Origin of the sequence: Novosphingobium sp. B1 (assembly GCF_900176395.1) — a bacterium.
In the GTDB taxonomy this organism is placed as follows: Bacteria; Pseudomonadota; Alphaproteobacteria; order Sphingomonadales; family Sphingomonadaceae; genus Novosphingobium.
Genome location: NZ_FWXL01000002.1, coordinates 230,021 through 256,324, shown reverse-complemented (window position 1 = coordinate 256,324; position 26,304 = coordinate 230,021). Strand labels below are relative to the sequence as shown.

Annotated in this window: 22 protein-coding genes; 12 read left to right on the top strand and 10 right to left on the bottom strand. The window is 64.0% G+C overall.

The features are described 5' to 3' along the window. Positions 1-43: 43 nt before the first annotated feature. The 3 genes from B9A23_RS04700 to pedF form a co-directional block, all read right to left on the bottom strand. Complete coding sequence (locus B9A23_RS04700; protein WP_084277691.1) at positions 44-1,786, bottom strand: methanol/ethanol family PQQ-dependent dehydrogenase; 1,743 nt, start codon at positions 1,784-1,786, stop codon at positions 44-46. Positions 1,787-2,053: 267 nt separating this feature from the next. Next, positions 2,054-2,914 (bottom strand): substrate-binding periplasmic protein, encoded by an 861-nt coding sequence (locus tag B9A23_RS04695; protein WP_254894991.1) that lies wholly within the window; start codon positions 2,912-2,914, stop codon positions 2,054-2,056. 8 nt (positions 2,915-2,922) lie between these two features. Continuing rightward, the gene (gene pedF, locus B9A23_RS04690) at positions 2,923-3,369 is read right to left on the bottom strand and encodes a cytochrome c-550 PedF (protein ID WP_084277689.1); all 447 of its coding nucleotides are present in this window, start codon (positions 3,367-3,369) and stop codon (positions 2,923-2,925) included. Positions 3,370-3,516: 147 nt separating this feature from the next. On the opposite strand from pedF, the gene B9A23_RS04685 reads away from it, so the two are divergent. After that, the gene (locus B9A23_RS04685; protein WP_084277904.1) at positions 3,517-4,491 is read left to right on the top strand and encodes a PQQ-dependent catabolism-associated beta-propeller protein; all 975 of its coding nucleotides are present in this window, start codon (positions 3,517-3,519) and stop codon (positions 4,489-4,491) included. A gap of 12 nt (positions 4,492-4,503) precedes the next feature. Here B9A23_RS04685 and B9A23_RS04680 read toward each other — a convergent pair whose 3' ends face one another. From B9A23_RS04680 to B9A23_RS04665, 4 genes are all read right to left on the bottom strand, one after another. After that, on the bottom strand, positions 4,504-5,244 hold the full coding sequence (locus tag B9A23_RS04680) for a 3'(2'),5'-bisphosphate nucleotidase CysQ (protein ID WP_084277688.1): 741 nt from the start codon (positions 5,242-5,244) through the stop codon (positions 4,504-4,506). A gap of 21 nt (positions 5,245-5,265) precedes the next feature. Then, positions 5,266-7,188 carry a sulfate adenylyltransferase subunit CysN gene (gene cysN, locus B9A23_RS04675; RefSeq protein WP_084277687.1) on the bottom strand — a complete coding sequence of 641 codons (1,923 nt, stop codon included), beginning with the start codon at positions 7,186-7,188 and terminating at the stop codon, positions 5,266-5,268. Further along, complete coding sequence (gene cysD / locus B9A23_RS04670; RefSeq protein ID WP_084277686.1) at positions 7,188-8,108, bottom strand: sulfate adenylyltransferase subunit CysD; 921 nt, start codon at positions 8,106-8,108, stop codon at positions 7,188-7,190. Before cysD ends, cysN begins: the two co-directional genes overlap by 1 nt. Before the next feature lie 139 nt (positions 8,109-8,247). Further along, the gene (locus tag B9A23_RS04665; protein WP_084277685.1) at positions 8,248-8,874 is read right to left on the bottom strand and encodes a TetR/AcrR family transcriptional regulator; all 627 of its coding nucleotides are present in this window, start codon (positions 8,872-8,874) and stop codon (positions 8,248-8,250) included. Positions 8,875-9,009: 135 nt separating this feature from the next. Here B9A23_RS04665 and B9A23_RS04660 point away from each other — a divergent pair, with 135 nt between their 5' ends. The 8 genes from B9A23_RS04660 (at position 9,010) to B9A23_RS04625 (ending at position 19,853) form a co-directional block, all read left to right on the top strand. Continuing rightward, positions 9,010-9,777, top strand: a complete 768-nt coding sequence (locus B9A23_RS04660; protein WP_084277684.1) for an SDR family NAD(P)-dependent oxidoreductase — start codon at positions 9,010-9,012, stop codon at positions 9,775-9,777. A 32-nt stretch (positions 9,778-9,809) separates the two neighbouring features. Further along, positions 9,810-10,991 carry an acyl-CoA dehydrogenase family protein gene (locus B9A23_RS04655; protein ID WP_084277683.1) on the top strand — a complete coding sequence of 394 codons (1,182 nt, stop codon included), beginning with the start codon at positions 9,810-9,812 and terminating at the stop codon, positions 10,989-10,991. Further along, positions 10,988-12,046 carry a phosphotransferase family protein gene (locus B9A23_RS04650; protein WP_084277903.1) on the top strand — a complete coding sequence of 353 codons (1,059 nt, stop codon included), beginning with the start codon at positions 10,988-10,990 and terminating at the stop codon, positions 12,044-12,046. Before B9A23_RS04655 ends, B9A23_RS04650 begins: the two co-directional genes overlap by 4 nt. After that, the gene (locus B9A23_RS04645; RefSeq protein WP_084277902.1) at positions 12,043-12,831 is read left to right on the top strand and encodes an enoyl-CoA hydratase/isomerase family protein; all 789 of its coding nucleotides are present in this window, start codon (positions 12,043-12,045) and stop codon (positions 12,829-12,831) included. Before B9A23_RS04650 ends, B9A23_RS04645 begins: the two co-directional genes overlap by 4 nt. A 31-nt stretch (positions 12,832-12,862) precedes the next feature. After that, positions 12,863-13,843, top strand: coding sequence for an NAD(P)H-dependent flavin oxidoreductase (locus tag B9A23_RS04640; RefSeq protein ID WP_084277901.1), 981 nt, complete (start codon positions 12,863-12,865; stop codon positions 13,841-13,843). A 179-nt stretch (positions 13,844-14,022) separates the two neighbouring features. Then, positions 14,023-15,441: a porin family protein gene (locus B9A23_RS04635; protein ID WP_084277900.1), complete on the top strand. Its 1,419-nt coding sequence runs from the start codon at positions 14,023-14,025 to the stop codon at positions 15,439-15,441. 120 nt (positions 15,442-15,561) lie between these two features. Further along, positions 15,562-17,598 carry a TonB-dependent receptor gene (locus tag B9A23_RS04630; protein ID WP_254894990.1) on the top strand — a complete coding sequence of 679 codons (2,037 nt, stop codon included), beginning with the start codon at positions 15,562-15,564 and terminating at the stop codon, positions 17,596-17,598. A 2-nt stretch (positions 17,599-17,600) separates the two neighbouring features. After that, entirely contained in the window at positions 17,601-19,853 is a 2,253-nt protein-coding gene (locus B9A23_RS04625) for a TonB-dependent receptor (RefSeq protein ID WP_084277682.1), read from the top strand. On the opposite strand, the gene B9A23_RS04620 is transcribed toward B9A23_RS04625, so the two are convergent. Both B9A23_RS04620 and B9A23_RS04615 read right to left on the bottom strand, forming a co-directional pair. Beyond that, positions 19,850-20,788, bottom strand: a complete 939-nt coding sequence (locus B9A23_RS04620; protein WP_084277681.1) for a quinoprotein relay system zinc metallohydrolase 1 — start codon at positions 20,786-20,788, stop codon at positions 19,850-19,852. The genes B9A23_RS04625 and B9A23_RS04620 overlap by 4 nt on opposite strands. 14 nt (positions 20,789-20,802) lie before the next feature. Beyond that, a complete protein-coding gene (locus tag B9A23_RS04615; RefSeq protein WP_084277898.1) occupies positions 20,803-21,576 on the bottom strand; it encodes a quinoprotein dehydrogenase-associated SoxYZ-like carrier in 774 nt (257 codons plus the stop codon). A gap of 86 nt (positions 21,577-21,662) precedes the next feature. Between B9A23_RS04615 and B9A23_RS04610 the strand changes: the two genes are divergently transcribed. The 3 genes from B9A23_RS04610 (at position 21,663) to B9A23_RS04605 (ending at position 25,453) form a co-directional block, all read left to right on the top strand. Beyond that, on the top strand, positions 21,663-22,259 hold the full coding sequence (locus B9A23_RS04610) for a rhodanese-like domain-containing protein (protein WP_139797345.1): 597 nt from the start codon (positions 21,663-21,665) through the stop codon (positions 22,257-22,259). A 227-nt stretch (positions 22,260-22,486) separates the two neighbouring features. Further along, positions 22,487-22,723: a hypothetical protein gene (locus B9A23_RS23260; RefSeq protein ID WP_254894989.1), complete on the top strand. Its 237-nt coding sequence runs from the start codon at positions 22,487-22,489 to the stop codon at positions 22,721-22,723. A 60-nt stretch (positions 22,724-22,783) separates the two neighbouring features. Further along, on the top strand, positions 22,784-25,453 hold the full coding sequence (locus B9A23_RS04605) for a TonB-dependent receptor domain-containing protein (protein ID WP_254894988.1): 2,670 nt from the start codon (positions 22,784-22,786) through the stop codon (positions 25,451-25,453). A gap of 66 nt (positions 25,454-25,519) precedes the next feature. Here B9A23_RS04605 and B9A23_RS04600 read toward each other — a convergent pair whose 3' ends face one another. Further along, entirely contained in the window at positions 25,520-26,185 is a 666-nt protein-coding gene (locus B9A23_RS04600; protein WP_084277680.1) for a GntR family transcriptional regulator, read from the bottom strand. Positions 26,186-26,304 lie beyond the last annotated feature (119 nt).

Here is a 26,304-nt window from a genome sequence, read left to right as displayed (position 1 = left end):
CCAACCCGATCTATGGGCAAAGGTCTGACGCTCCGGGGAAACATTACTTCGGCAGCTTGAACACCCAGAGCGAGCCGCCCTGGCTGATTTCCTTGAAGGTCTTGGCAACTTCGCCGCCCCACAGCGGAACGGCACCGCCCCAGCCGGACATGACGGCGACATACTGTTCACCATCCTGCTCCCACGTCACGGGCGAGCCGACCACGCCCGAGCCGGTCTGGAACTTCCACAGCTCTGCGCCGGTCTTCGCATCGAAGGCCTTGAGGTAGCCTTCGGGCGTGCCGGTGAACACCAGGTTGCCGCGCGTGGCCAGAACGCCGCCCCACAGCGGAGCCTTGTTCTTGTATTCCCACACGATCTTGCCGGTGGCCGGGTCCATCGCGCGCAGGGCGCCGATGTGATCCTCGGCAATCGGCTTGATGGTGAAGCCGGCGCCGAGATAGGCCGCGCCCTTCTTGTAGGCGATCGGCTCGTTCCAGATGTCCATGCCCCAGTCGTTCGAAGGCACGTAGAACAGGCCGGTATCCTTCGAATAGGCCATCGGCATCCAGTTCTTGCCGCCGAGGAACGACGGGCTGGCGAACACGGTCGTGCCCTTCTCGGCGCCGTTCGGCGCGCCCGGACGGTTGGCGGGGATGAAGTTCGGGCGGCCCGTCTTCATGTCGATGCCGTTGGCCCAGGTCGTCTGCATCACGAACTTGTTGGCGCCGACGAGCTTGCCGTTGGTGCGGTCGAGGACGTAGAAATAGCCGTTGCGGTCAGCCTTGGCGCCGAGCTTCATCGGCTTACCCTTGATCGTGGCGTCGAACGGAATGAACTCGTTCACGCCGTCAAAGTCCCAACCGTCGTGCGGGGTGGTCTGGTAGTGCCACTTGATCTCGCCGGTATCGGCATCGATCGCCAGGGTCGAGGCGGTGTAGAGGTTGTCGCCCGGACGCAGGTTGCTGTTCCAGGGGCCAGGGTTGCCGGTGCCGAAGAACAGGAGGTTGGTTTCCGGATCGTAGGTGCCGCCGAGCCAGGTGGCGCCGCCGCCGGTCTTCCACAGGTCGCCGGTCCAGCTGGCATTGAGCTTGCCGGTCATGGTCGAGGGCTTGCCGGCCAGCGTGCCCATGTGGCCCTCGATGGTCGGACGCGTCCAGATCAGTTCGCCGGTCTCGACATTGCGGGCGGAAACTTCGCCGATGATGCCGAATTCGCCGCCCGAGTTGCCGGTGATGACCATGTCCTTGACAATCAGCGGCGCGGCCGTGGCCGAATAGCCAGCCTGGTAATCGGCAAGCTTCTTGTTCCAGATGACCTTGCCGGTGTGGCGATCAAGCGCGACGAGATGCGCATCGAGCGTGGCGAAGATCACCTTGTCGCCATGGATCGCGGCACCGCGGTTGACCACGTCGCAGCAGGGCATGATGCCATCGGGCAGGCGGGCGTTGTATTCCCACTTCTTCTCGCCGGTGCGGGCATCGAACGCGAACAGGCGCGAGTATGAACCGGTCACGTAGATCGTGCCGTCATAGACCAGCGGCTGCGATTCCTGGCCGCGCTGCTTTTCGCCGCCGAGCGAGGCTGCGAACACCGGCACGAGGTTCTTGACGTTGCTGGTGTTGAGCTTGTCGAGCGAGCTGAAACGCTGCTGCTGCGGGCCCATGCCGTAGCTGATCACGTCGCCGGGCGTGGCCGCATCGTTGATGATGTCTGCGCTGGTCGGGCCGCCCGCGATGGCCGGGGCCGCCGAAAGAATCGTTGCGGCCGCAAGGCCCGCCAACACTGTTGAAAAACGCCGCTTCATCCTATCCCTCCTGTTATGGGGTCTTGTTCTGCGATGGAGCGCGGTCATGCGGGAATCCCCCCGGTTCGCCACTGGTCCCCTATCGTCGAAGTTGAGCCTATCCCATGCCGTTATGCGCACAATTGAACCTTGGGATAAGAACTGTGCCGTGAATAATGCTGCGCAAAAAACCTGCATCAGAAACGGTTCGGGGAACACCGGTCGCAGTCGGTGTTCCCGTCCCCCCGTTGGCCCGCCGATCGAGGATGGCGGGTGCGAGCTGACTGATCAGGATTGGGCCGAAAGCGCCGGCTTCCAGTTCACGCCATGGCGCTTGAAGATCGCCGCCATGCGCCCGTCGGCGGTCATCTGTTCAAGCACTTCCTCGAGCCGGAAGCCTAGGTTGCGCGAGTTTTCCTTCACCGCGATGCCGATGTCCCAGCCTGGCGACATCATCATCGGCAGCGGACCCTTGCGCACCTTGATCCCGGCATCGGGGTGGTCGGCCACGACGGCCTCGATCTGCGCTGTCGTGGCCACCGTGAAGTCCGCGCTGCCATCGACCAGCGCGGCGGGCGCGTCATAGCCGTTGGGCACGTGGATCAGGTCCTTGGCCAGCACGCCGCCAGCGTGGCCGAGCAGATAGAAATCGGGGATCGAGGCCAGTTCCGCCGTGATCTTGTGGCCCTTGAATGCAGCAGGCACCGCCTCGCAATTGCCGCCATCGCGCGAACAGGCCGCGCCGAAGGTCTCGCGATAATAGGGCGCGAGGAACACGACGTTGTCTTCGGCCTGCATCAATTGCCGCTCGAACGGTACGTGCAGCATGACGTCGCAAGGCTGGAAGCCGAGCAGGCCGCCGCGCCAGACAATGTTGCGCAAGTCGTCGGAAATATCCTCGCCTGCCAGGAACAGTTGCAGGTCGGCCCGCACGCCAAGCGCCTCGGCGAATGCCTTGGCGATATCGGCATCGATGCCAGCGACCTTGCCATCCTGGTTCCACGACCATGGCCGGTTATCCGCATAGAGTCCGACCCGAAGGACTCCGAGGTCTTTGACCTTCTCTAGCGGCGCGGCAAAGGCAGAGGATGAGGCGGCCAGCGCGGAGAGCGCCAGCCCTTGCAGGAAGGAACGCCGGCTGGCGCGCACGTCCGCGCTCACTCGTCGGTGTGCTTGGATTCGACCCAGGTGCGGATCGCCCATCCGGCCTTCTGGCCCAGCACTTCGCCCATCGGCGGCATGTAGACCTTGCCGTCGCGGGCCGAGCCATGCTGGAAGCGCTGGATGAACCATTCGTCGCCGCTGTCGCCGGTCTCGAGATAGCGCAGGTCAGGCGCGATGCCGCCCGAGATGGCATCGAGGCCATGGCAGCGCGCGCAGTTCTGGCCATAGGCGGACTGCCCGATTTCCAGCGCCTTTTCGTTCCCGCGATAGGGATTGACCGTAACCCAGGTGTCGTTGCCACCGGCAAGGTCGGGCAGGGCAGAGGTATCGACCGCCTGCGGGGTGACATTGCCGTGGGCGGACAGGCGCGATGCAATGGCGCCGGTGGCGAGCGCAGCAGCGCCCAGCAGGGCGGCACGGCCCTTGGAGATCTTGAACATCAGTCATCCTCTGCGACACGGGTGCGAATTGGTGTCCGCCCCGATGATGGCCTTGCTTATCGTGTGGTTGCGCCAGCGCAAATTGCACCATGGTACAAGACCAAGGTGTTATTTATGCAGGTTTGCACAAGCGGTATCGTGTGCATCATGGAGAGAAAACTGAAGGCTTTCGCAGCAGCCCTGTTGCTTGGCACGACGCTCGCGCCGGCAGCGCATGCGACCCGCGCCTATGTCAGCAACGAACGGTCATCGACTGTTACCGTGATCGACGTGGAAAAGGGCACGGTCGAGGCGGAGTGGCCGGTCGGCAAGCGGCCGCGCGGCATCGCCATGACACGCGATGGCAAGGCGCTGCTGGTTGCCGCAAGTGCCGACAACGCCGTGGAGATGCGCGATCCGGCCACTGGCGCGCTGATCGCCGCGCTGCCCTCGGGCGCAGATCCCGAACAGTTCTTCCCGGCCTACGCGGGCGATCTGCTTTTCGCCGCGAACGAAGACAATGGCGCGGTCACCGCAATCGATCTCGCGAACCGCAAGGTCGCCTGGCAGGTTTCCACCGGCAATGAGCCGGAAGGCGTTGCGCAGAGCCCTGACGGGAAGTGGCTGCTGGTCACCAGCGAGGAGGACAACACCGTCGCCTGGATCGACCTTGCCACGCGGCAGGTCGTCGAGGAAATGGATACCAACACCCGGCCCCGCCACATCGAATTCGAGAGCAATGGCGCGAAGGTGTGGATCGCCGCCGAGATGGCCGGCACCGTGCAGATCGCCGATACCGCCAGCAAGGCGATCGAGCAGACCCTGACCTTCGCCCCGCCGGGTGTGCCGGCCTACAAGGTGATGCCCTGCGGCATCCGGTTCACGGCTGATGGCAAGACCGCGATTGTCGCCCTCGGACGTGCTGACAGCATCGCGGTCGTCGACGTTGCCACGCGCAAGGTGCGCGGCTATGTGAAGGTGGGTGAACGTCCGTGGCATCTGGCGATCACGCCCGACGGGACCCGCGCCATCGTCGCCAATGGCGCGAACGACACCGTGTCGTTCGTCGATATCGCCGCGATGACGGTGACGGGCACGATCAAGGCCGGGGAAGGGCCCTGGGGCGTAGCGCTGGGACGCTGACGCCCGGGACCTTCAGGCCCTGGCCGGAACCTTCGCCACTTCGTCCAGTACCGTGACTGCGTGTTCCTTCCGGCAGATCAGCAGGTCGGGCATGTAGGTATCGGCCTGGTTATAGACCAGCGGGCTGCCATCGATGCGGCTGCAGTGAAGGCCATGGGCCAGCGCAACCGCGACCGGCGCACAGGAATCCCATTCGAACTGGCCGCCTGAGTGCAGGTAGATGTCGGCATCGCCCAGGATCACCGCCATGGCCTTGGCGCCGGCGCTGCCCATCGGCACGAGCTCTGCACCGATGGCTTCGGCCACGGCAATCGCCTCGTTCGCAGGGCGGGTGCGGCTGACGACCATGCGCAAGGTGGCAGGCGCGGGCGGAACCACGCGCGGCTGATCGGTGCGCAGGACGATGCCCGCGCCGGGCAAGGCGACCGCGCCGACACGCGCCACGCCACCGACAGCAAGGCCGACATGCACTGCCCAATCGGTCCGTGCCTCGCCATACTCGCGCGTGCCGTCGACCGGATCGACGATCCAGGTGCGCGAGAACGCCAGCCGGTCGAGATTGTCCTTTTCCTCTTCCGACAGGAGGCCATCCTCGGGCCGCTGTTCGCGCAGAGCGTGGACGAGGAACTGGTTGGCAGTGGCATCGCCCGCCTTGCCCAGCGACTTGAGGCTCAAGACCCCGCTATCGCGCACGGTCAGCAGCAGGTTGCCGGCCACTTGCGCGAGATGAGCGGCCAGTTCCGCGTCGTTCATCGGTCAGTTCCTCCCGGCCCGTCAGATCGTGGGCGCCCAGCCAAGCAATTCGTTGACGATACGCTCGGCCGCGTCTTCGGGCTTTTCGCGGGTGGTGTCGATGCGGAAATCGGGCTTTTCCGGAGCTTCGTAGGGGCTGTCGATCCCGGTGAAGTTCTTGAGCTGGCCGGTACGCGCCTTCTTGTAGAGGCCCTTGACGTCGCGCGCTTCAGCGACTTCCAGCGGCGTGTCGACGAAGATCTCGACGAACTCGCCCTCGGCCATCAGGGTGCGCACCATCTCGCGCTCGGCACGGAAAGGGCTGATGAAAGCGGTCAGCACGATCAGGCCCGCGTCAGTCATCAGCTTTGCCACTTCGCCAACGCGGCGGATGTTCTCGATGCGGTCGGCCTCGGTGAAGCCCAAGTCCTTGTTCAGGCCATGGCGCACGTTGTCGCCATCGAGCAGGAAGGTATGCTTGCCCACGGCGTGCAGGCGCTTTTCGACCATGTTGGCGATGGTCGACTTGCCCGAGCCGGAAAGTCCGGTGAACCACAGCACCTTGGGCTTCTGCCGCTTGAGCGCGGCGTGGGCATCGCGGCTGATGTCGAGCGCCTGCCAGTGCACGTTCTGCGCGCGGCGGAGCGAGAAGTTGAGCATGCCAGCGGCGACCGTGGCGTTGCTCATCTTGTCGATCAGCACGAAGCCGCCCAACGTCCGGTTATCGCCATAGGCTTCGAACACCAGCGGCTTGTCAGTGGCGATTTCGGCCACACCGATGGCGTTGAGCTCAAGCGTCTTGGCGGCCAATTGCTCCATGGTGTTCACGTTCACCACGTACTTCGGCTGTTGCACCGTGACCGAGACGGTTTGTGTTGCCAGCTTGAGCCAATAGGCGCGGCCCGGCAGCATGGCCTCGTCGTTAAGCCAGACCAGCGTCGCCTCGAACTGGTCGGCGGCCTGCGGTGGATTGTCAGCAAGGCTGATCACGTCGCCGCGCGAGCAATCGACTTCGTCTGCCAGGCACAGCGTGACGGACTGGCCAGCCACTGCCTGATCCAGATCGCTATCAAGGGTGACGATGCGGGTGACCGTGCTGGTCTTGCCCGAAGGCAGCACGCGGATCTCGTCGCCCGGCTTGACCGAGCCTGTGGCAATCAGCCCGGAGAAGCCGCGGAAGTCGAGATTGGGGCGGTTGACCCACTGCACCGGCATGCGGAATGGCTTGTCGGCATCGACCGAGGACAGCACTTCGACCGTCTCGAGATGGTCGACCAGCGTCGGGCCCTTGTACCACGGCGTATTGGCCGAGCGGGTGGTGATGTTGTCGCCCTTGAAGCCGGAAATCGGCAGGGCCGTGAAGCTTTCGATGCCGATCGAGCGGGCGAACTCGGCATAGTCCTTGACGATGGCGTCGAAGACGACCGGATCGTAATCGACCAGGTCCATCTTGTTGACGGCCAGCACGATGTTCTTGATGCCGATCAGGTGGCACAGGTACGAGTGGCGGCGCGTCTGCACCAGCACGCCCTTGCGCGCATCGATCAGGATCACGGCGAGGTCGGCGGTGCTGGCACCAGTGACCATGTTGCGGGTGTACTGTTCGTGGCCGGGGCAATCGGCGACGATGAACTTGCGCTTCTCGGTGTTGAAGAAGCGGTAGGCGACGTCGATGGTGATGCCCTGTTCGCGCTCTGCGGCAAGACCATCGACCAGCAGCGCGAAGTCGATCTCCTGCCCCTGCGTGCCGACCTTCTTCGAATCGTTCTCAAGTGCGGTGAGCTGGTCTTCGAAGATCATCTTCGAATCATAGAGCAGGCGGCCGATCAGCGTTGACTTGCCATCGTCCACCGACCCGCAGGTGATGAAGCGCAGCATCGTCTTGTGCTGGTGCTGTTCGAGATAGGCGTCGATGTCCTCGGCGATGAGGGCTTCGGTCTGATAGATTACGTCCCCGGAAGTCATCAGAAGTACCCCTGCTGCTTCTTCACTTCCATGCCGGCGCCACCGGCATCCTTGTCGATCACGCGGCCCTGGCGTTCGCTGGTGGTGGTGAGCAGGGTTTCCTGGATCACTTCGGGTAGCGTCTTGGCGGTGCTTTCCACAGCGCCGGTCAGCGGGAAGCAGCCGAGCGTGCGGAAACGGATTGAGCGTTCGGTGATCTCGGGCCGGTAGCCCAGGACCTTTTCAAGCCGGGGAAGGTCGTCGGCCATGAACAGGCCGCCTTCCCATTCGAATGTCGGGCGCACATCGGCAAAGTAGAGCGGGACGATGGGCACGTTGTTGAGATGAATGTACTGCCAGATGTCGAGTTCGGTCCAGTTCGAGATCGGGAAGACGCGGATCGATTCGCCCTTGTTCTTGCGGGCGTTGTAGAGGTTCCACAGTTCCGGGCGCTGGTTCTTGGGGTCCCAGCCGTGGCTGGCAGTGCGGAACGAGAAGATGCGCTCCTTCGCTCGGCTCTTTTCCTCGTCACGCCGCGCGCCGCCGAAAGCCGCGTCGAAGCCATACTTGTCGAGCGCCTGCTTCAACCCTTCGGTCTTCCACATGTCGGTGTGGAGCGAGCCGTGGTCGAACGGGTTGATCTCCTTCTCGGCAGCTTCGGGGTTTTGGTAGACCAGCAGTTCCATGCCGCTCTCGGTCGCCATCTTGTCGCGCAGGGCGTACATGTCCTGAAACTTCCAGGTGGTATCCACGTGCAGCAGCGGGAAAGGCGGCGGCGAGGGATAGAACGCCTTGCGCGCCAGATGGAGCATGACCGCGCTGTCCTTGCCCACGGAATAGAGCATGACCGGGTTGGTGGCCTCAGCCACGACCTCACGCATGATGTGGATCGCCTCGGATTCGAGCCGTTCCAGGTGGGTGAGTGTCTGTCGATCTGCCATCGTGGATATCGCCTTGCTGCGCCGCTGCAATTTTCAAAGACGCAGGTGGCGTCTCGATCGGGGCAGATAATCTCCCAGATGGGAGCAGGCGAGACGAGTTTTGGCTTACCGGGCAATAGCTGCGGTATCTTGGCCCGGATTATCGCGGCAAAAGACCATGGCCGAGGATGCCGACGAGGCCGCGCGCAAGTTCCAGCGGGCTGCTCTCGCCCGACGGCTCATGCCATCGCGCGGGCCAGTTCAAGGCGCCGGCCAGCGCAAATGCGGTGAGTTTGACATCGCCTCTGGCAAGGGACCCGTCGTCCATGCCGGCCGCGATCAGCTCGCGCATGTCGGAATCGATGCGGCGCTTGAGTTCGCGAAAGCGAGTGCGGCTTTCTGGTGCCAGCGCTTCTTCCGCCGTGCGGATCACGCAGCGGCCAAAGTCATCCATGTTTATTTCGGCGTAGCGGACGAGATAGGCCATCAGCCGGTCAGCGCCGTTGCCGGGCGCGGCGCGGCCCTGTTCGGCCGCTTTGATCAACTGGCCAAGGCCGATGGTCACGCATTCCAGCAGCACCTGATCCTTGTTGCCAAGGTAGTGGTAGATCGTGGGCTTTGAGATCCCAAGTCGCGCTGCCACGTCATCGAGCGAGGTCTGGTGGAAACCGCGCTCGTTGAACATCTGGACTGCCGCGCGCAGCACCGCCTCACGCTTGGCCTCGCGCGCACTGCGCTTCTGCTCGGGCGAGAGGAAGGGGGAGGTGGCGTCTGACGGGTTGCTCATGGCTAAACGGATAGTTGACAGAAAACTCCGGGGCACGCAATCTACTCGTGAGTAGAAGATGAGGCCGTGTAGCGAACGATTCCGTGAGATGTCGTTCGTTTTGTGGCGTGGAAAGATTACCCAAAGAGGACTTCGATGGACATCAATGGATTGGCCGCAATCGTTACCGGCGGCGCTTCGGGCCTTGGCGCGGCAACGGCGGAACTGCTGGCAGCACGCGGAGCCAAGGTCACGCTGTTCGACCTCAACGCCGATCTCGGCATTGCCAAGGCGCAGGACATCGGCGGGCGGTTCAGCGCGGTGAACGTGACCGATGAGAACGCCGTTGCCGATGCCATCGCTGAGGCTGAGGCGGTCAACGGCAAGGCGCGCATCCTCGTCAATTGCGCAGGGATCGGCCCGCCGGCCAAGGTGCTCAATCGCGATGGCAGCCCGCTGCCGCTGGCAGACTTCGCCAAAATCGTGAACATCAACCTGATCGGCACCTTCAACGTCCTGTCGAAGTTCGCCAGCCGCATTCATGATGCCGATCCGTTGAACGAGGATGGCGAGCGGGGCGTGATCGTCAACACCGCCAGCGTGGCCGCCTTCGAAGGCCAGATCGGCCAACCCGCCTATGCCGCGTCCAAGGGCGGCGTCGTGGGCATGGCGCTGCCGATCGCGCGCGAGTTTGCCCGCTATGGCATTCGCGTGAACACCATCGCACCGGGCATCTTCTGGACCCCGCTGCTCGGATCATTGCCGCAAGAGGCGCAGGATTCGCTGGGCAAGCAGGTGCCTTTCCCTAGCCGTCTTGGCAGGCCCGAAGAGTACGCAAAGATGGTAGAGGCCATCGTGACCAACCCCATGGTCAATGCCGAAGTGATCCGCCTCGATGGGGCAATCCGCATGCCTCCGAAGTAAACAGACCCAGCTTTCGGGAAGGTTTCGAGGAAATGACGATCAGCCAGGAAGCGCTGGAAGTGGCGGCACGGGTCGAGGCTTTCGTGCGCGAGCAGGTGTTCCCTTACGAACAGGACCCGCGCCGCGACCACCACGGCGCCCCGACCGACGAACTGGTGATGGAACTGCGCGGCCTGGCGCGCGAAGCTGGCGTGCTGACCCCGCACATCAGGCAGGATGGCGGCCACTTCAACCAGCGCGAGACGGCGGTCATACTGATCAAGTCGGGCCTGACGCCGCTGGGCATGCTGGCCTGCAACACGCAGGCGCCGGACGAAGGCAACATGTACCTCATCGGCAAGGTCGGCAGCCCAGACCTGAAGGATCGTTTCCTCAAGCCCCTGGTCGATGGCACGGCGCGGTCGGCCTTCTTCATGACCGAACCGGCCGAATTGCAGGGCGCAGGCGCCGATCCTTCGATGATGATCACCACCTGCCGCAAGGACGGCAACCATTGGGTGGTCAACGGCAAGAAGGCCTTCATCACCGGAGCCGAAGGCGCCAAGGTGGGCATCGTCATGGCCAGGTCGGAAGACCCGGACAGCCAGGGCGGCGCCTGCATGTTCCTGGTCGACTTGCCCGACCCGGCGATCCGCATCACGCGCGTGCCCAACACCATCGACAGTTCGATGCCCGGCAGCCATGCCGAGATCACGATTGAAGACTTGCGCATTCCGGCTGACCAGATGCTGGGCGATGCCGGCGAAGGCTTCAAGTACGCGCAGATCCGCCTCAGCCCGGCGCGCCTGTCGCACTGCATGCGCTGGCTCGGCGGGTGCATCCGCGCGCAGGAAATCGCGGTCGATTACGCCAACCGCCGCATGGCCTTCGGCAAGACCCTGATCGACCACGAAGGCGTTGGCTTCATGCTGGCCGAGAACATGATCGACCTCAAGCAGGCCGAACTGATGATCGACTGGTGCGCCTCGGTGCTCGACACCGGATCGCTTGGCACGGTCGAGAGCAGCATGACCAAGGTTGCCGTGTCTGAAGCGCTGATGCGCGTGGCCGACAAGTGCGTGCAGGTGATGGGCGGCACCGGAGTGACCGACAAGACCATCGTCGAGACGATGTTCCGCGAGATCCGCGCTTTCCGCATCTATGACGGCCCCACCGAAGTCCACAAGTGGAGCTTGGCCAAGAAACTGCGGCGGGACTGGAAGCACGCGCAATGAGCGCAATCGCAGATGCCAACAAGGGGGCGGGCAAGGTCCGCGTGGGCGTCGACGAAGCGGCACTGGCCGCATGGCTGGCTGCCAACGTTGACGGATTTTCCGGCCCGCTGACGATCGAGCAGTTCAACGGGGGGCAGTCCAACCCTACCTATCGCCTGACCACGCCGACAGCCCGCTACGTCCTGCGCCGCAAGCCGCCGGGGCCGTTGCTCAAGGGCGCGCATGACGTGCTGCGCGAAGCACGCGTGCAGCAGGCGTTGTTCGGGACAGACGTCCCCGTCGCCCGTATCTTTGCCACGTGCGAAGACGAAAGTGTCATCGGCAGCCAGTTCTACGTGATGGACATGGTCGATGGCCGGGTGTTCTGGGACGCATCGTTCAGCGAAGTGCCGACGGAAGAACGCGCCGCCTATTTCGACGAGATGAACTGCGTGATCGCGGCGCTGCACTCGGTCGATCAGGCTGCCGTGGGGCTGGCCGATTACGGAAAGCCCGGCAACTACTTTGCGCGCCAGATCGGACGCTGGTCGCGGCAGTATCTCGAGGATGAACTGGCCGGCCGCCTGCCCGACATGGACGCGCTGGTCGAATGGCTGCCGACCGCGATTCCCGAGGGCGATGAAACCACCATCGTCCACGGCGATTTCCGCTGCGACAACATGATCTTCCACCCGACCGAGCCGCGCGTGCTGGCGGTGCTCGATTGGGAGCTTTCGACGCTGGGGCACCCGCTGGCCGATTTTGCCTATCACGCGATGATGTATCGCATGCCGGCCGATATCGTCGCCGGGCTTTCGGGCCAGCACCCGGTGCCCTTGGGCCTGCCGACCGAAGCCGATTATATCGCAGCCTATTGCCAGCGCACCGGGCGGGACAGCATACCCAACTGGGACTTCTATCTCGCCTTCAACTTCTTCCGGCTGGCGGCCATCTTCCACGGTATCAAGGGGCGCGTGCTGCGCGGCACGGCATCGAATGCGCAGGCACGCGAACGTGCCGAAGCGCTGCCCCGCCTTGCGGCGCTGGCACGCGAAGCCATGGAGAAATGTCGATGACCACCGTCCTTGCCGCGACCGAGAATGGCGTCGCCACGCTCACGCTCAACCGGCCCGAGCAAGGCAACGGCATCGACATGACCCTGGCCGAGGATCTCCTGCAGGCGGCCAAGGCAGTGGCGCAGGACCCTGCCGTGCGCTGCGTGGTGCTGACCGGCGCCGGCCGGATGTTCTGCGTAGGCGGCGACATCGCCGGATTTGCTGCAGCGGGCGATCGGGCAGGCCCGTTCCTGGAGGCATTGGCCGGCAAGTTGCATGAGGCGGTTGTGGTCCTGTCCGAGATGGCCAAGCCACTGGTCTGCGCGATCAATGGTCCGGCCGCTGGGGCAGGGCTCAGCCTTGCTGCCGCTGGCGACATCGTCATCGCCAGCGAAGCCGCGCACTTCACCGCCGCCTATACCGCCATCGGCTTGACCCCGGACGGCGGGATGAGCCGGACCCTGCCGCGTCTTGTCGGGATGCGCGTGGCGCAGGAGATGATCCTGACCAATCGCCGCGTCTCGGCTGCCGAGGCAGTTACGCTGGGGCTGGTCACGCGCACTGTCGCGCCAGAGAGCCTCGCGTCCGAAGTAGGTGCCCTCGCAGCAAGACTCGCTGATGCGCCAACCGGGGCCCTTGGTGCTGTGCGCAGCTTGCTGCGTCATGGGCAGACGCAGGATCTTGCCGCGCAACTCGACCTTGAAAGCCGGACGATCGGCATGGCAGGTGCAGGACCCGAGGCAAGGGAAGGCGTCAGCGCATTCCTGGCCAAGCGCAAGGCGGATTTTCGCACCATATCCGGATGAAGGTGTGGGCGGCCACAAGGAGGAGGACCGAATGGCATTGAAGACGCGGATCACCGAAATGCTCGGCATCGAGCACCCGATCGTGCAGGGCGGCATGATGAATGTCGGCTATGCCGAACTCGCCAGCGCCGTATCCAATGCGGGCGGACTTGGCATCATCACCGCGTTGACGCAGCCCACGCCGCAAGCGCTGCGTGAGGAGATCGAGCGTACCAAGGCGATGACCGCCAGGCCGTTCGGCGTGAACATGACGATCTTCCCGACCGTCAATTCACCGGACTACAGGGCCTATGCCCAGGCCATCATCGATGGCGGGGTGAAGATCGTCGAAACCGCAGGTACGCAAGCCGTGCGCGAGATCTGGGAAATGCTGAAACCCCACGGCGTGACCATCCTGCATAAGTGCACGGCGGTGCGTCACGCCCTGTCGGCAGAACGCGCCGGGTGCGACATCATCTCGATCGACGGCTTCGAATGTGCCGGCCACCCCGGCGAGGATGACATCCCCGGCCTGATCCTGATCCCCGCCGCTGCCGACAAGGTGAAGATCCCGATGCTCGCCTCTGGCGGATTTGGCGATGGCCGGGGCCTTGTCGCGGCGCTGTCGCTTGGGGCCGAGGGCATCAATATGGGCACCCGCTTCTGCGCCACGGTCGAAGCGCCGATCCACGACAACGTCAAGCAGGCCTACATCGCCAACGACGAACGCGGCAGCTACCTGATCTTCCGCAGTTTCAAGAACACCGCCCGCGTGGGCAAGAGCGAGGTCTCCGAGGAAGTCGTTCGTCGCTTGTCGCAACCTGGTGCCAGGTTCGAGGACGTGCAGGAACTGGTCAACGGCCGCGCCGGCAAGCAGCTGCTCGAAACCGGTGATATGAGCAAGGGTGTGTTCTGGGCTGGCATGGTACAGGGGCTGATCCACGACATTCCCACCTGCCAGCAACTGATCGACCGTATCGTCGGCGATGCAGAAAGCATCATCCGCGGCCGTCTCGGCAGTCTGCTGGCCTGATCGCGTGATCGCCTGATCGGTGCTGCGGGCCGGGCGTGTTCCGGTCCGCAGCACGGGTCCCTCTTATCCCAAAGTCCAACGCCCAAAGTCCAATATCGCAGCGCGTTGTTGCGCAGCATTGTCCCCTCTCAGTCGCAGAATAATCGACACGACCTTTCACGGAGGGGATGGAAATGAACATGAAGAAGGCGCTTTGCGCCTCGGTCGCGCTCGCCACCATGGCGATTGCGGCAACGCCCGCCTATGCCGGCACCGCTGAACTTCTGAAGCGCCTGCACGAGAAGGGCATCCTCTCCGACGAGGAATATGCCGAGCTTCTTGCCGAGGAAGCCAAGCCTTCGCCGGTCGCCGCAAGCGCCGCCCCGGCAGGCGACACGATGACCCGCGCAACCGAGTCCGTCGATTCCAGCCGCAACGTGCGGATGACCGAAAGCGGCATCGGCCTCGAGGTCGGCCCGGCCACGATCACCTTCTCGGGCTCGGTCAACGGGTTCTACGTTCACGACAACCCTGCAACGCCCACCGCCCGCACTGCCGTAACTGGTGGCATCGCCAGTGTCGGCGGGAACAATTCCAGCGCGATCCGCAATGGTCTGCTGCCAGGCTTCCTGAAGGTTTCGGTCGCAGCCAAGCAGTCGGGCTGGGACGTCGGTGCCACCTTCGGCATGTATCCCGGCATCAATTCCACCGCCTACGGTACTCTTGGTGCCAATAACGGCGGCCAGCCGACCGCCCTGGCGACCGCCGGGATCGACTTCCGCCAGACCTTCATGACGTTCGGCAAGCCGGATGTCGGCACTTTCAAGATCGGCCGTGACATCGGACTGTTCGCCTCGGAAGCGATCCTCAACGATATCACCCTGCTTTCGTCGGGAACGCCAGGCAACAACGTGGCCCCGGCCAATACCACGCTGGGCCGCATCGGCGTTGGTTATATCTACACCGATTTCCAGCCGCAGATCACCTATACCTCGCCCAGCTTCTCAGGGCTTCAGGCATCGGTCGGCGTGTTCCAGCCGCTGTCGTCGCTGACGGGCCCGGCCGAAAGCAACTCGGCCCCGGGCTTCCAGGGCAAGCTCACCTATGACGGCAAGTTCGGCGAGGTGGCCACGCGCCTGTGGGTTTCGGGCATCACGCAGAAGCACGACGTCGTCGGGGGCGGCAGCTTCACCGGCAGCGGCATCGACTTCGGTGGCAAGGTAACGGTCGGCCCGCTGACGGCCACCGGCTATTACTATACCGCCAGCGGCCTTGGCACGACGGTGCTCGGCCTGTTCGATACAGGCGTCCGGCAGACCGGTCCCGGCGTTGCCAAGCGTGACTCGAGCGGCTTCTATGCCCAGGCTCTGGCAACCTTCGGCAAGGTGTCGGTAGGCGGAAGCTATGGTGAGAGCCGGCTCGACTATGCCAGCAATGCCGATCGTCTTGCCAATCCGAACCTGCTCGATGTCAATTCGAGCTATGTCGGCCAGGTTCGCTACGGCCTGACCTCGTGGGTCACGCTGATTGGCGAGTACATCCATTCCAAGGCGGTTGCCCATTCGGGCAACAAGGCCGAAAGCGATGCGGTGGCTCTTGGCGGTATCCTGTTCTTCTGATCCGGATTTCATAAACTTAACATCCGATATCGAAGTCCACCCTTGTCGGCGGCGCAAATCTCCTCTCTTACCGCCGCCGACATACCTGTTTTCAAATCGTCATCCGGAAAGTCGCAGCAGATGGACGACACCAAGTTTCTGAAGGCCCGTTCGATGCGGGTCGGCGGCCTCGTGGCCGCAGCCGCCCTTGCATCGACCGCATTTCCGGCCCTTGCCGATGAAGGCCCTAATGGCGAAATCGTCGTGCGTGGCACCGGTCTCGAAAAGACCCCTGGCACGCCCGCCTATTCCACGGTCGAGATCGGCAGCGATGCAATCACCACTTCGGCCTCGGGCCGCATCGAGGACGTGCTGACCTCCGTTGCCGGATTCCAGCAGTTCCGCCGGTCCGACAGCCGCTCCTCCAACCCCTCGGCGCAGGGCGTGACGTTGCGAGCGCTGGGCGGCAATGCCACCAGCCGCGCGCTTGTGCTGCTCGATGGCGTGCCGATGGCCGATCCCTTCTTCGGCTATATCCCGCTGCCCGCGCTCGTGCCCGACACGCTTGGCAGCATCCGCGTCACGCGCGGCGGCGGCTCCGGCCCGTTCGGCGCAGGAGCGCTGTCCGGCACGATCGAACTCGAGAGCGCAGGGCCGGATCAACTTGGCCTGATCAATGGACAGCTTCTAGGCAGCCAGCGCGGCGAGACCGAAGCGGCGCTCAGCGTCGCCCCACGCCTCGGTTCGGGCTTCGCGGTCGTCTCGGGCCGCTGGGACCGCGGCAAGGGCTTCTTCACAACGCCCGAGGCCCAGCGTGTGCCCGCCACGGTTCGCGCCCGCTATGAATCGTGGTCGACCCAGATTCGCGCCGTCGCGCCGCTGACCGACACGGTCGAACTTCAGGCCCGCGCGCTGGTCTATCGCGATGACCGGCTGCTCCGTTTCAAGGGCGCGACCACGTCCAGCGAAGGGCAGGATGCCAGCCTGCGCCTTGTCGGCAGGGGTGATTGGCAATTCGATGCGCTCGGCTATGTCCAAGTGCGGAACTTCGACAACATCGTCGTTTCCGCCACCAGCTTCAGGCCGACGCTGGATCAATACGATACCCCCGCGCAAGGCCTTGGTGGCAAGTTCGAGTTGCGCCCGCCGGTCGGCGAGAACGATGTGCTGCGGCTCGGTGTCGATTGGCGCCGCGCATCTGGGACGATGAAGGAAAATGCGCTGAACGCGACGACGGGCGCGGTAACGGCGCGGCGCCGGGCGGGCGGCGTCAACACCGATCTCGGCTTCTATGCCGAAAACGACCTGACGCTGGGCAAGCTTGTGCTGACTGGCGGTTTGCGTGCCGACCGTACCGTTATCGCCGATGGCTACTTCGAAGTGCGCAACAATGCCGGCAACGTCACCAGCAGGACCGACTACGCCACGCAGAGCGACTGGACCGTGACCTGGCGCGGCGGCGCGGTGCTGCGCGCCAATGCCGCAATCGCGCTGCGGGCTGCAGCCTACAGCGGCTTGCGCCAGCCGACCTTGAACGAACTCTACCGACCCTTCACGGTCTTCCCGGTGACCACCCAAGCCAACGCCTCGCTGCGCAACGAGAGGCAGAAAGGTTTCGAGGCGGGCATCGACCTGACGCCTGCTGCGGGCTTCCGGATTTCGGTGACGGGCTTCGATAATCGCATCGAGGATGCAATCGCCAACGTCACGGTTGGTACGAACCTCAGGCAGCGTCAGAACGTGGACCAAATCCGCGCCCGCGGCGTTGAAGCCGCTGCGCACGCTGAGCTTGGCATGGTCCGCTTCGATGGTTCGCTGGCGTGGACCGATGCCGAGGTGCGCAACGGTGCCACCTCCAACCTCACTGGCAAGCGCCCGGCCCAGACCCCTCGCATTGTAGCGTCGGCCACGCTTGGCCTGGCCCCCGCGCCGGGTTGGGACGTCGCCGCCACCCTGCGCCATGTCGGCCAGCAATACGAGGACGACCTGCAGGTTGACAGCCTCAAGGCTGCCACCACGCTCGACCTGTTCGCGCAACTGCCGTTGCCCAAGGGCGTCAGCCTTGTTCTGCGCGCCGAGAATATCTTCGACGCCGAGATCGTGACGCGCAACGCGGGCGGTTCGATCGACCTTGGCAATCCGCGCACGATCTGGGCTGGCTTGCGTGTGAAGATCTGACGATGCGCAAGCTGATCCTGCTGCTTTTCGCTGCCGCTCCCGCGCCTGCGCTGGCCGGCGAGGCGGTGCCGATCGTCGTCACCGCGCCCGGTGGCATCATTGATCTCGACGAAGCGCGAGGGCTCGACCTCGCGGCGATAGATGCGTCGGGCCGCGCCGATCTTGGCCGTGCGCTCGAGCGTGCGATCCCGGGCCTGACGCTGGGAGAAGCGGCGGGCAATCCATGGCAGGCCACGATCAACTGGCGGGGTTTTTCGGCCGGCGCGCTGCAAGGGGCGGAACAGGGCCTCGCCGTCTATCTCGATGGCGTGCGCTTCAACCAGCCGTTCGGCGATGTCGTGCTGCTGGATCTTGTGCCTGATACCGTTCTGGTCAGCGCGCAGGTCAATGATGCCAACCCGGTGCTTGGCCGCAATGCGCTCGCAGGATCGCTGCTCGTCCAGACTGGCGACGGTGTCAGCCTTTCGGGTTTGAGGGCGCAGGCTGATGCCGATACAGAGGGTATGGTTGGCGGCGCGGTTAGCTTCGGCTCCGGAACGCAGGCCGATAACCTGCTCGTTGCTATCGAGGCCCGCCACGACAAGGGGTGGCGCGTTGCCAGCCCCTCCACGCTATATCGCGGCTTTGCCAAGGGCGTTCACGTGGGCGAGGGCTGGGGTATCGAGTTTTCCGCGCTTGGCGCTTCGACAGACCTGACCGGAAACGGCGTGTCTCCTGTCGAACTGCTCGATGCCCGCTATAACGCCGTGTTTACCCGCCCGGACACCACCCGTACGCGGTTCGGCCGCCTTGTCGCCGCACCTTGGCTGGCGACGGGTGACAACGGGCGCATCGAGTTGCGCGCGCACTGGCAATACCTCGACCGGCGCAATGCCAACGGCGACCTTGCCGATTTCGGCCCCTGCGAAGCCGATCCCTCGCTGCTCTGCGTTGAGGACGACGATGAGGGATTTGCCGACCGGCTGTTCTCGAATGGCGCCCCGATCGCCGCCGATGCTGCAGGCGATGATCCCGCCGTGTTCAACCGCGGGCAAGAGCGCACCCGGGCCTTTGGCGCCACGCTGCAATGGCTGGACGAGCGTGAAACCGCCATCGGCACCCGCCGCATCGCGCTTGGCGGTACGTGGGAGCGCGCCCGCACCCGCTTTGGCGCCAGTACCGATCTGGGCGAGCTCGAGGATGACCGCTCGGTCGAGGATCTCGGCCTGCCGCTGATCTCGGAAGAAGGCGCGATCCAGCCAGTCGATCTTGCCACACGGCTCGATGACCTTGCCCTGTTCGCCAGCGTCGAACTGCCGCTGCTGCCACGTCTGTCGATGGAGGCAGGCGCGCGCTGGTCCCACAATCGCGTGGTGATGGACGACCGGCTCGGCACCGCGCTCGATGGCAGACACAGCTTCAACCGTTTCAACCCGTCGGTCGAACTGGACTACGCGCTGGCCGATGGCATGCGCGCTGCCGCCGGCTTCGCGCTCACCAGCCGCAACCCCACCCCCGCAGAGCTGAGCTGCGCCGATCCCGACGCACCCTGCACCTTGGCCAATTTCTTCATCGCCGATCCCCCGCTCAAACAGGTCACGGCGACCAACTGGCACGGCGGCATAAGCGCAACGAGCGCTTCGCTGGCCTGGCGCGTTAACCTGTGGCGCTCGGAAACCAGCAATGACATCCGCATGGTTGCCTCGGCGGTGCGTGGCCGCGCCTACTTTGCAAACCTTGGCCACACCCGCAGACAAGGCGTCGAGGCTTCGGCGGAATGGCGCAAGGACGGCTGGCATCTCTCCGCGGCATATGGCTTTACGGATGCCCGCTTCCGTGAAGGCTTCACCATGTCGAGCCCGTCCAATCCCGCGTCCGACGACGACGGCACGATCATGGTCATGCGCGGTGACCGGCTTCCGTCGACACCGCGCCACGCCCTTAATCTGCGTCTGGCGAGGGAGGAGCGAACCTGGTCTGCCGGACTGACGATGCGTGCCCGCTCGGGCCAATACCTTGCCGGTGACGAAGGCAACGACAATGCCCTGACTCCGGCCTATGCCGTGTTCGATCTCGATGCTTCGGTAAAGCTTCTTCCCAATCTTCGCCTTGTCGCGCAGCTACGGAACGTGCTCGACAAGCGCTATGCGACTTTCGGGACTTTCTCGGAAGTAGATGATATCGAACTGACCGAAGCCCCCGGTGCCGAGAATCCGCGTGCCTATGCACCCGGCGCGCCAAGGCGGCTCGCGGTTTCTTTGCGGGCAGCGTTCTAGAGCTTGGGCAGCAGTTCCGCTTCCAGCCGCGGGTAGAAGTGCGAGACGCTGCGCTGCAATTCGTAACGCGCGGCCTTGAGGGCGGCGAAGCGCGCCGGGATCGGCAGATCGCCAGCCTCGCTCATGTCGAGGCCATCGACCACCGCCTTGTGCAGGCTCTGTTCTACCCAATCCAGCCAGTCGCGCGTCTGGGCAATCGCGCTGCCATCCCTGTCGAGCGGACCATGGCCCGGAACCAGCACCTTGTGCGGCAGCCCGGCCAGCACGCCCAGCGAGGCGCGCCAGTCGGGCAGGCTGGCGTGCGGGGTTGAGGGCGCGCGGTCGTGGAACACCAGATCGCCTGTGACCAGCGTGGCGGTGCGCTCATCGATCATAGCAAGATCGCCGCCGGAGTGCCCCTTCAGTGCCAGCAAGCGGAAAGGGCGACCGCCGAACTGCGTTGACCCGCCAGCCAGATCGCCTTGCGGCAGCACCACCGCCGTGCCCTTCATCCAGTCGGCCAGCAGGCGGTACATCGCATCCGAAAAACCTTCGCCATCGCGCTCCAGTTCGGCGCGCGTGGCCGGCAGCGCGTGAATGATTGCCGGATCGAACGCTGCTGCGCCCATCGCATGGTCGGGATGAAGGTGACTGATATAGACTCGGCCGACAGGCTTGCCGGTCAGCCTCTGCGCCAGCGCACCAAGCGCCAGGCCATGTTCGCGCGAGACGCCCGGATCAAACAGCACTGCGCCCGCGTCTGTGGCGATGATCGCGCTGTTTGCGATCGCGCCGCCATTGGCAAAGCCGATGGCCTCATCCGCACCGCGCACCATCCAGATGCCTTCGCCGATAGGCTGGGCTTGTGGTTGGTACTTTCCCGCAAACTGCTCGGCAAAAGCGGCGGCTGGCGCAAGCAGTCCTGCCAACAGCAGGCCGCGACGATCGATCTTCATGCCTCGTCGCGTTCTCAAGCGCCGGTCTTGCCGGCAAAGCGCAAGCCCGCGCTGTCACGCGCCTCGAAGCTGACCGGGCCAGCCGTCTTGACCAGCACGGTGAAGGCAGGGTCTTCGGCCACCGATCCGAACACCTCCATTTTCCCAAGCGACTGGCCTGTAGCATCGTGCAAGGTCAGGTGTTCGATGTTGTAGGGCGGGATGTTCTCGACCAGGCCGGTGTCCATCGGGTGGCGGAAGGTCATGCGCAGCCGCGTCTCGCCGGCGCTTTCGTGCCAGGCCTGGCCGCGTACTTCGCCAAGATGTTCGGCCCAGTCGCCCTTGACCCGGCTGACCGGCGGGGCAGAGCAGCCGCCGCCCGCCGCATCGACCCAGCTGCCGGCAACGTGCCAGCTGCCATCCATGGTCTGCACGACAGCGCGTACGGGCGTGCGCTGGTCGAGCTTGATCCGGGTGGCAATAAACGGCTCCGCCCCCGTGGGCACATAGTCGATGGCGATGGGGATGGGATTGAGGTCGATCAGCAGGACGATCCGCTTGACCTGCGGCAGCGCGCGGGCATCGATGGTGACCGGGAAGACGCGCTGGTTTTCCGCGATCTGCGGTATGCGAACGATCACGCGCGGGTCGAAGCTGACCGGATCCTTGCCGAACAGGCCCGCGCCATGATGCTCCCACATCGGCGATCCCAAGGGATCGGCCACCAAAGTCCGCGCTTGCGCTGCGCCGGGTGCAAGCGTCTGGACGGACACATAAAATGACGCAGTAAGGATGGACAGCCTGTTCATTTCGCGCATTCTCCCATCGATCAATATCGCAGGTCACAGGGTCCGTGCATATTGGACCAAGGATCAATGGAGAGGAGCGCGAGACGATGGTGCGGCATGGGCTGGCAATACTTGCGCTGGCAGCGATTGCGGCCCCGGTGGCCGCGCAGATGACGCACCCGACTTCCGGGCTGCCACAGGCCACTGACGACGCTGAGGCGTTGTTCGATGCATCCGGTTACAGGATGTCGCGCTATCGAGGCCCGGTTGACCGTGCTCCTGCCCCTGCCTTGCGAATCGCCTTGGCCGATGCGCTGAAGCTGCGCGCCGGTCAGGATGCGCTGTTTATCGATGTGCTCCCAACAGAAGGCGGGCGTCGCGATCCGCTGTCGGGCGTCTGGACCCTCGCCCAGGCCCACGAGACAATTCCTGGCGCGGTGTGGCATCCAGAAACCGGACGAGCCAGTCCTGATGTCGCGCTATGGCACGGCCTGCACGATGCCGTCGCGCTGGCGCGCGAAAAGGCGCCGGGATTGCCGGTGGTGGTGTTTTGTCGCACCGATTGCTGGATGGGCTGGAACGCCGCCCGCCGCCTCGCTCGTGACGGCTTCGGCAATGTCTACTGGCTGGCCGAGGGGATCGAAGGCTGGCACGATTCCGGGCAAGAGCTGGCTCCGGCGTCGCCTGTAGTGATCGCAAGGTGACAGCGACGTTTATTAAACTTTCGTTGAGTCATATTGCCAATACATGTCCACGCGTGACAAAAAATTGACGACAAGTTCCTGAAATACGGTGTTGTCAAAATGCCGCATATCCAAACGAAAGTGAGTTTTCGCGGCCGGATTCCCTTCCGGGCGGTTGACCTTGGTATCGTCTGTAAGGAATTGACCTGATCAACGCGTTGTCGCGTCGCGATTTTCAGGGACTTATCATGCAGAAGAACACCTTCGCACGGGCTGCGATGCTCGTTTCCGTCAGCAGCCTGGCAGTTGCCGCTCTCCCTGCCGTCGCGCAGGAAGCACAGGCCGAAGTTTCAAGTTCGGCAGAGAATAACGCCGAAGTCGACGAGGCCGCCGCGCCAATCGTCGTTACCGGCAGCCGCATCCAGCAGCGCGCCGATTACAACACCCCCAACCCCGTCGTCGCGGTCACGGCCGAAACGCTGTAGCAGGCCGGCAACATCCAGATCGTCGAAACGCTGGCGCAGAATCCGGCGCTGATCAATTCGGTGTCGGCGGCCCGCACGTCCGGTTCGAATGCCGATTTTGGCGCAGTTGGCGTCCAGCTCCTCAATCTGCGCGGCCTTGGCTCGAATCGCACCCTGACCCTGGTCAACGGCCGCCGCCATGTGTCGAGCCTTTCCGGCTCCGCTGCGGTTGACGTCAACTCGATCCCGACCGACCTGATCGAAAGCGTTGACGTGCTGACTGGCGGCGCTTCGGCCATCTACGGCGCCGATGGCGTCTCGGGCGTGGTCAACTTCCGCCTCAAGCGCAATTTCGAAGGCGTGACTGCAGGCGGCCAGATCGGTATTTCCGACCAGGGCGACGCCGGCCAGCGTTACGGTTCGGTCACCGTGGGTCGCAATTTTGCGGACGGCCGCGGCAATGTGGCGCTGTCGTACGAATTCCGCGAGATCGACCGGGTCAGCAGCTTCGCGCGCGACTTCACCGGCGATCCGCAGAAGACCTTCGGGCTGGTGCGCAACCAGGCAGACTTCCCCGACAATCCGAACGTGCCGGACCGCGTCCCCACCAACAACCTGCGCTACGCCGACAGCTCGATCGACGGCGCGGTCGACCTCGATCTCGATGGCATTCCGGACTTCACCGGATCGGGCAAGATCTACGACCGCGGCCGTTTGCTGCGCTCGGCAGGTGGTCTGACCCAGGGCGGCGACAGCACGCCGCTCGCCGGTTACCAGGGTGATCTGCAGGCCTACAACCGCGTTCACAACGTGAACTTCCTTGCGCACTACGACTTCAGCGACGCGGTTTCGTTCTATGTCGAAGGCAAGTACGTGAAGAACCGCACGTTCACGCTGGCCCAGCCATCGTTCGACTTCTTCACCTACCTCACGCCGGACAACCCCTATCTGCAGGCGCGCTATGCCGGGCTTGCCGATACCAGCAACGGTGCGCTGATCTCGCGCGACAACTTTGACCTTGGCGTGCGTGGTGAACGCAACGATCGCGAGACGATCCGCGCTGTCGCCGGCTTTGAAGGCCGCATCTCGGACAATGCCCGTTACGACATCTCCTATGTCTTCGGGCAGACCAAGTCGAACATCCTGCTGACCGACTACCGCATTGCCGACCGCTATTTCGCAGCTGTCGACGCAGTGCGCGATGGCAGCGGCAACATCGTCTGCCGCAGCACGATCAGCCCCGCCGGCAACATCGATCCCAACAACTACGATGCGCCGGCATCGACGTTCACGCCGGGCGCCAACAGCGGCTGTCTTCCGCTCAACCTGCTGGGCGATGGCGTGCGCAGCCAGGCCGCGCTCGATTGGGTCAATGCCGATATCCTGAACCGTGCGCGTATCCGCCAGCATGTTGTCTCGGGCGCGATCTCAGGCGACTTCGGCCAGTTCTTCGAACTGCCGGGTGGCCCCGTCGGCTTCGCGATTGGCGGCGAATACCGCAAGGAAACGAGCAACTTCGTGCCTGACCAGCTCCTGCAGCAGGGCGCGCTGGCCGACTTCTCGCTCCAGCTTCCCGAGCAGGGCGAATTCAACGTGAAGGAAGCCTTCGCCGAACTGCAGGTGCCGCTGCTTCGCGACATGCCGCTGGCGCACGAACTCTCCTTCGGTGCAGCGATCCGCCTGTCGGACTACTCGACCGTAGGCAAGACCACGACATGGAAGGTTGACGGCACATACGCGCCGATCCGGGACGTCACCTTCCGCGGGACGTACTCGGAAGCGGTCCGCGCTCCGAACATCACCGAGCTGTTTGCCCCGCGCAACGGTGGCTTCTCGTTCATCAGCGATCCGTGCGACCCGGTGTTCGTCACCGAAGGCACGCAGTTCCGCGCGGAAAACTGCCGCGCTGCGCTGACCGCTGCAGGACTGACCCCGGCTCAGATTGCCGCGTTCAATCCTGAAAATGATCCGACCGCGACGGTCAGCCTTCCGGGCTTCTCGGGCGGCAACCGCAACCTGCGCGAGGAAACCGCGCGCACCTGGACGGCGGGCGTCGTCGTGCGTCCCAGCTTCATTCCCGGCCTCGTCGCCTCGTTCGACTGGTGGGACATCAAGCTGAGCAATGCAGTGAACACGCCATCGGCGCAGGATCTGGCCGAACTGTGCGTCGACCAGCCGAGCCTCGACAACGTGTTCTGCCAGAGCATCACTCGCTCGGGCACCACGGGTTATATCTCGAGCTACTTCGTCCAGCCGGTCAACGTCGCGAACTTCCGCACCGCGGGCGCCGACTTCAAGTTGAACTACAGCTTCCGCACCGAGAAGCTCGGCTCGTTCAGCATCGGCCTCGTCGGCGGCTATCTTGATCGTCTCGAGTTCATCCCGACTCCGGGCGCCCAAGTCGATATCGATCGCGAGGAAGCCTACAGCCCGAAGTGGAACGCCACCGGCGACATTACCTGGAAGATGGAAGGCGTAACCATCAACTACGGCATCAGCTGGTTCAGCAAGACCCGCCGTTACGAGCTGGAAACGCTGGCGGCCAATCCGGACCTCGTCGATCCGCAGTACCTTTACTTCAAGGAGCGCTGGCAGCACGACGTGCAGATCGGCTTCGACGTGGCCGACAAGTTCCGCTTCTATGTGGGCGGCAACAACATCTGGAACCAGAAGCCGGATATCGCCTCGAGCAACTATCCGATCAGCTTCGTCGGTCGCTATCTCTATGCAGGGGCCAAGGTCACTCTCTGACCTCAACCCTGTTGCAAAACGCGAAGGCCGGTCCCCGTGGGGCCGGCCTTTCGCGTTCATGCGCGATCAGCGGTAGAATTCGTCCTCGATGCGGGCGAGGGTTTCGAAGCCGTCGCCGATGTGCTGGCGCATGGCGCGTTCGGCGCCATCGGCGTCGCCGGCAAGGATCAGCGCGAGCATGGCCTGATGGTCGGCATTTGCGGTTTGAAGGCGTTCCTCGTCGTAGAAGCTTTCGAACAGCAGGCGGTGGATCGGCACATTGAGGCGCTGAAGGTGATCGGCGATCACCTTGTTGCCTGATCCCTCGACGATGAGGCGATGCCATTCGTTGTTGAGGCGGCCGAAGCGATCGGGCGCGCGTTCGCGCACGCATGCGTCAAGCTGGTCCTGCAGCGCCTGCAGCCGTGCCAGCAGGGCTGGATCGGCGTTCTGTGTGAAATCGTGCGCGGCCATGCCTTCCAGCGCCATGCGCGCGCGATAGATCTGGCGCACTTCATCAAGCGTGGAACTGCGGACCGACGCGCCGCGAAATTCCTCGATCTCGACAAGACCTTCGCCTTCAAGGCGCTTGAGCGCTTCGCGCACCTTTGACCGGCTCGCCCCGGTCTGGCGGATGATGTCGACTTCCACCAGCCGCTGGCCGGGGACAAAGCGACCGGTGCGGATGCGCTGACGGACCCAGTCAGCAATCTCCTGACCTGTTGGCGCACGCGGTGTTTCCTGATCGGGCATGACAACATTATCCGATGTTATTGATAAAATTGTCAACAATATCGTCATCTATTTTTCTGTTGTAAGCGCTTGCGGTATGGGTGATCACAGACCTGCAAGAGCGGCAGATTAATCCGCTC

Excerpts from the sequence above, each read along its gene's own strand:
- B9A23_RS04635 (WP_084277900.1), top strand. The coding sequence starts at position 14,023 with ATGAAGAAGGCGCTTTGCGCCTCGGTCGCGCTCGCCACCATGGCGATT.
- B9A23_RS04680 (WP_084277688.1), bottom strand. The coding sequence starts at position 5,244 with ATGAACGACGCGGAACTGGCCGCTCATCTCGCGCAAGTGGCCGGCAAC.
- B9A23_RS23260 (WP_254894989.1), top strand. The coding sequence starts at position 22,487 with ATGCAGAAGAACACCTTCGCACGGGCTGCGATGCTCGTTTCCGTCAGC.
- pedF (WP_084277689.1), bottom strand. The coding sequence starts at position 3,369 with ATGTTCAAGATCTCCAAGGGCCGTGCCGCCCTGCTGGGCGCTGCTGCG.
- B9A23_RS04645 (WP_084277902.1), top strand. The coding sequence starts at position 12,043 with ATGACCACCGTCCTTGCCGCGACCGAGAATGGCGTCGCCACGCTCACG.
- B9A23_RS04660 (WP_084277684.1), top strand. The coding sequence starts at position 9,010 with ATGGACATCAATGGATTGGCCGCAATCGTTACCGGCGGCGCTTCGGGC.
- cysN (WP_084277687.1), bottom strand. The coding sequence starts at position 7,188 with ATGACTTCCGGGGACGTAATCTATCAGACCGAAGCCCTCATCGCCGAG.
- B9A23_RS04625 (WP_084277682.1), top strand. The coding sequence starts at position 17,601 with ATGCGCAAGCTGATCCTGCTGCTTTTCGCTGCCGCTCCCGCGCCTGCG.
- B9A23_RS04620 (WP_084277681.1), bottom strand. The coding sequence starts at position 20,788 with ATGAAGATCGATCGTCGCGGCCTGCTGTTGGCAGGACTGCTTGCGCCA.
- B9A23_RS04630 (WP_254894990.1), top strand. The coding sequence starts at position 15,562 with ATGGACGACACCAAGTTTCTGAAGGCCCGTTCGATGCGGGTCGGCGGC.
- B9A23_RS04610 (WP_139797345.1), top strand. The coding sequence starts at position 21,663 with ATGGTGCGGCATGGGCTGGCAATACTTGCGCTGGCAGCGATTGCGGCC.
- B9A23_RS04650 (WP_084277903.1), top strand. The coding sequence starts at position 10,988 with ATGAGCGCAATCGCAGATGCCAACAAGGGGGCGGGCAAGGTCCGCGTG.
- B9A23_RS04665 (WP_084277685.1), bottom strand. The coding sequence starts at position 8,874 with ATGAGCAACCCGTCAGACGCCACCTCCCCCTTCCTCTCGCCCGAGCAG.
- B9A23_RS04655 (WP_084277683.1), top strand. The coding sequence starts at position 9,810 with ATGACGATCAGCCAGGAAGCGCTGGAAGTGGCGGCACGGGTCGAGGCT.
- B9A23_RS04700 (WP_084277691.1), bottom strand. The coding sequence starts at position 1,786 with ATGAAGCGGCGTTTTTCAACAGTGTTGGCGGGCCTTGCGGCCGCAACG.
- B9A23_RS04640 (WP_084277901.1), top strand. The coding sequence starts at position 12,863 with ATGGCATTGAAGACGCGGATCACCGAAATGCTCGGCATCGAGCACCCG.
- B9A23_RS04615 (WP_084277898.1), bottom strand. The coding sequence starts at position 21,576 with ATGAACAGGCTGTCCATCCTTACTGCGTCATTTTATGTGTCCGTCCAG.
- B9A23_RS04600 (WP_084277680.1), bottom strand. The coding sequence starts at position 26,185 with ATGCCCGATCAGGAAACACCGCGTGCGCCAACAGGTCAGGAGATTGCT.
- B9A23_RS04685 (WP_084277904.1), top strand. The coding sequence starts at position 3,517 with ATGGAGAGAAAACTGAAGGCTTTCGCAGCAGCCCTGTTGCTTGGCACG.
- cysD (WP_084277686.1), bottom strand. The coding sequence starts at position 8,108 with ATGGCAGATCGACAGACACTCACCCACCTGGAACGGCTCGAATCCGAG.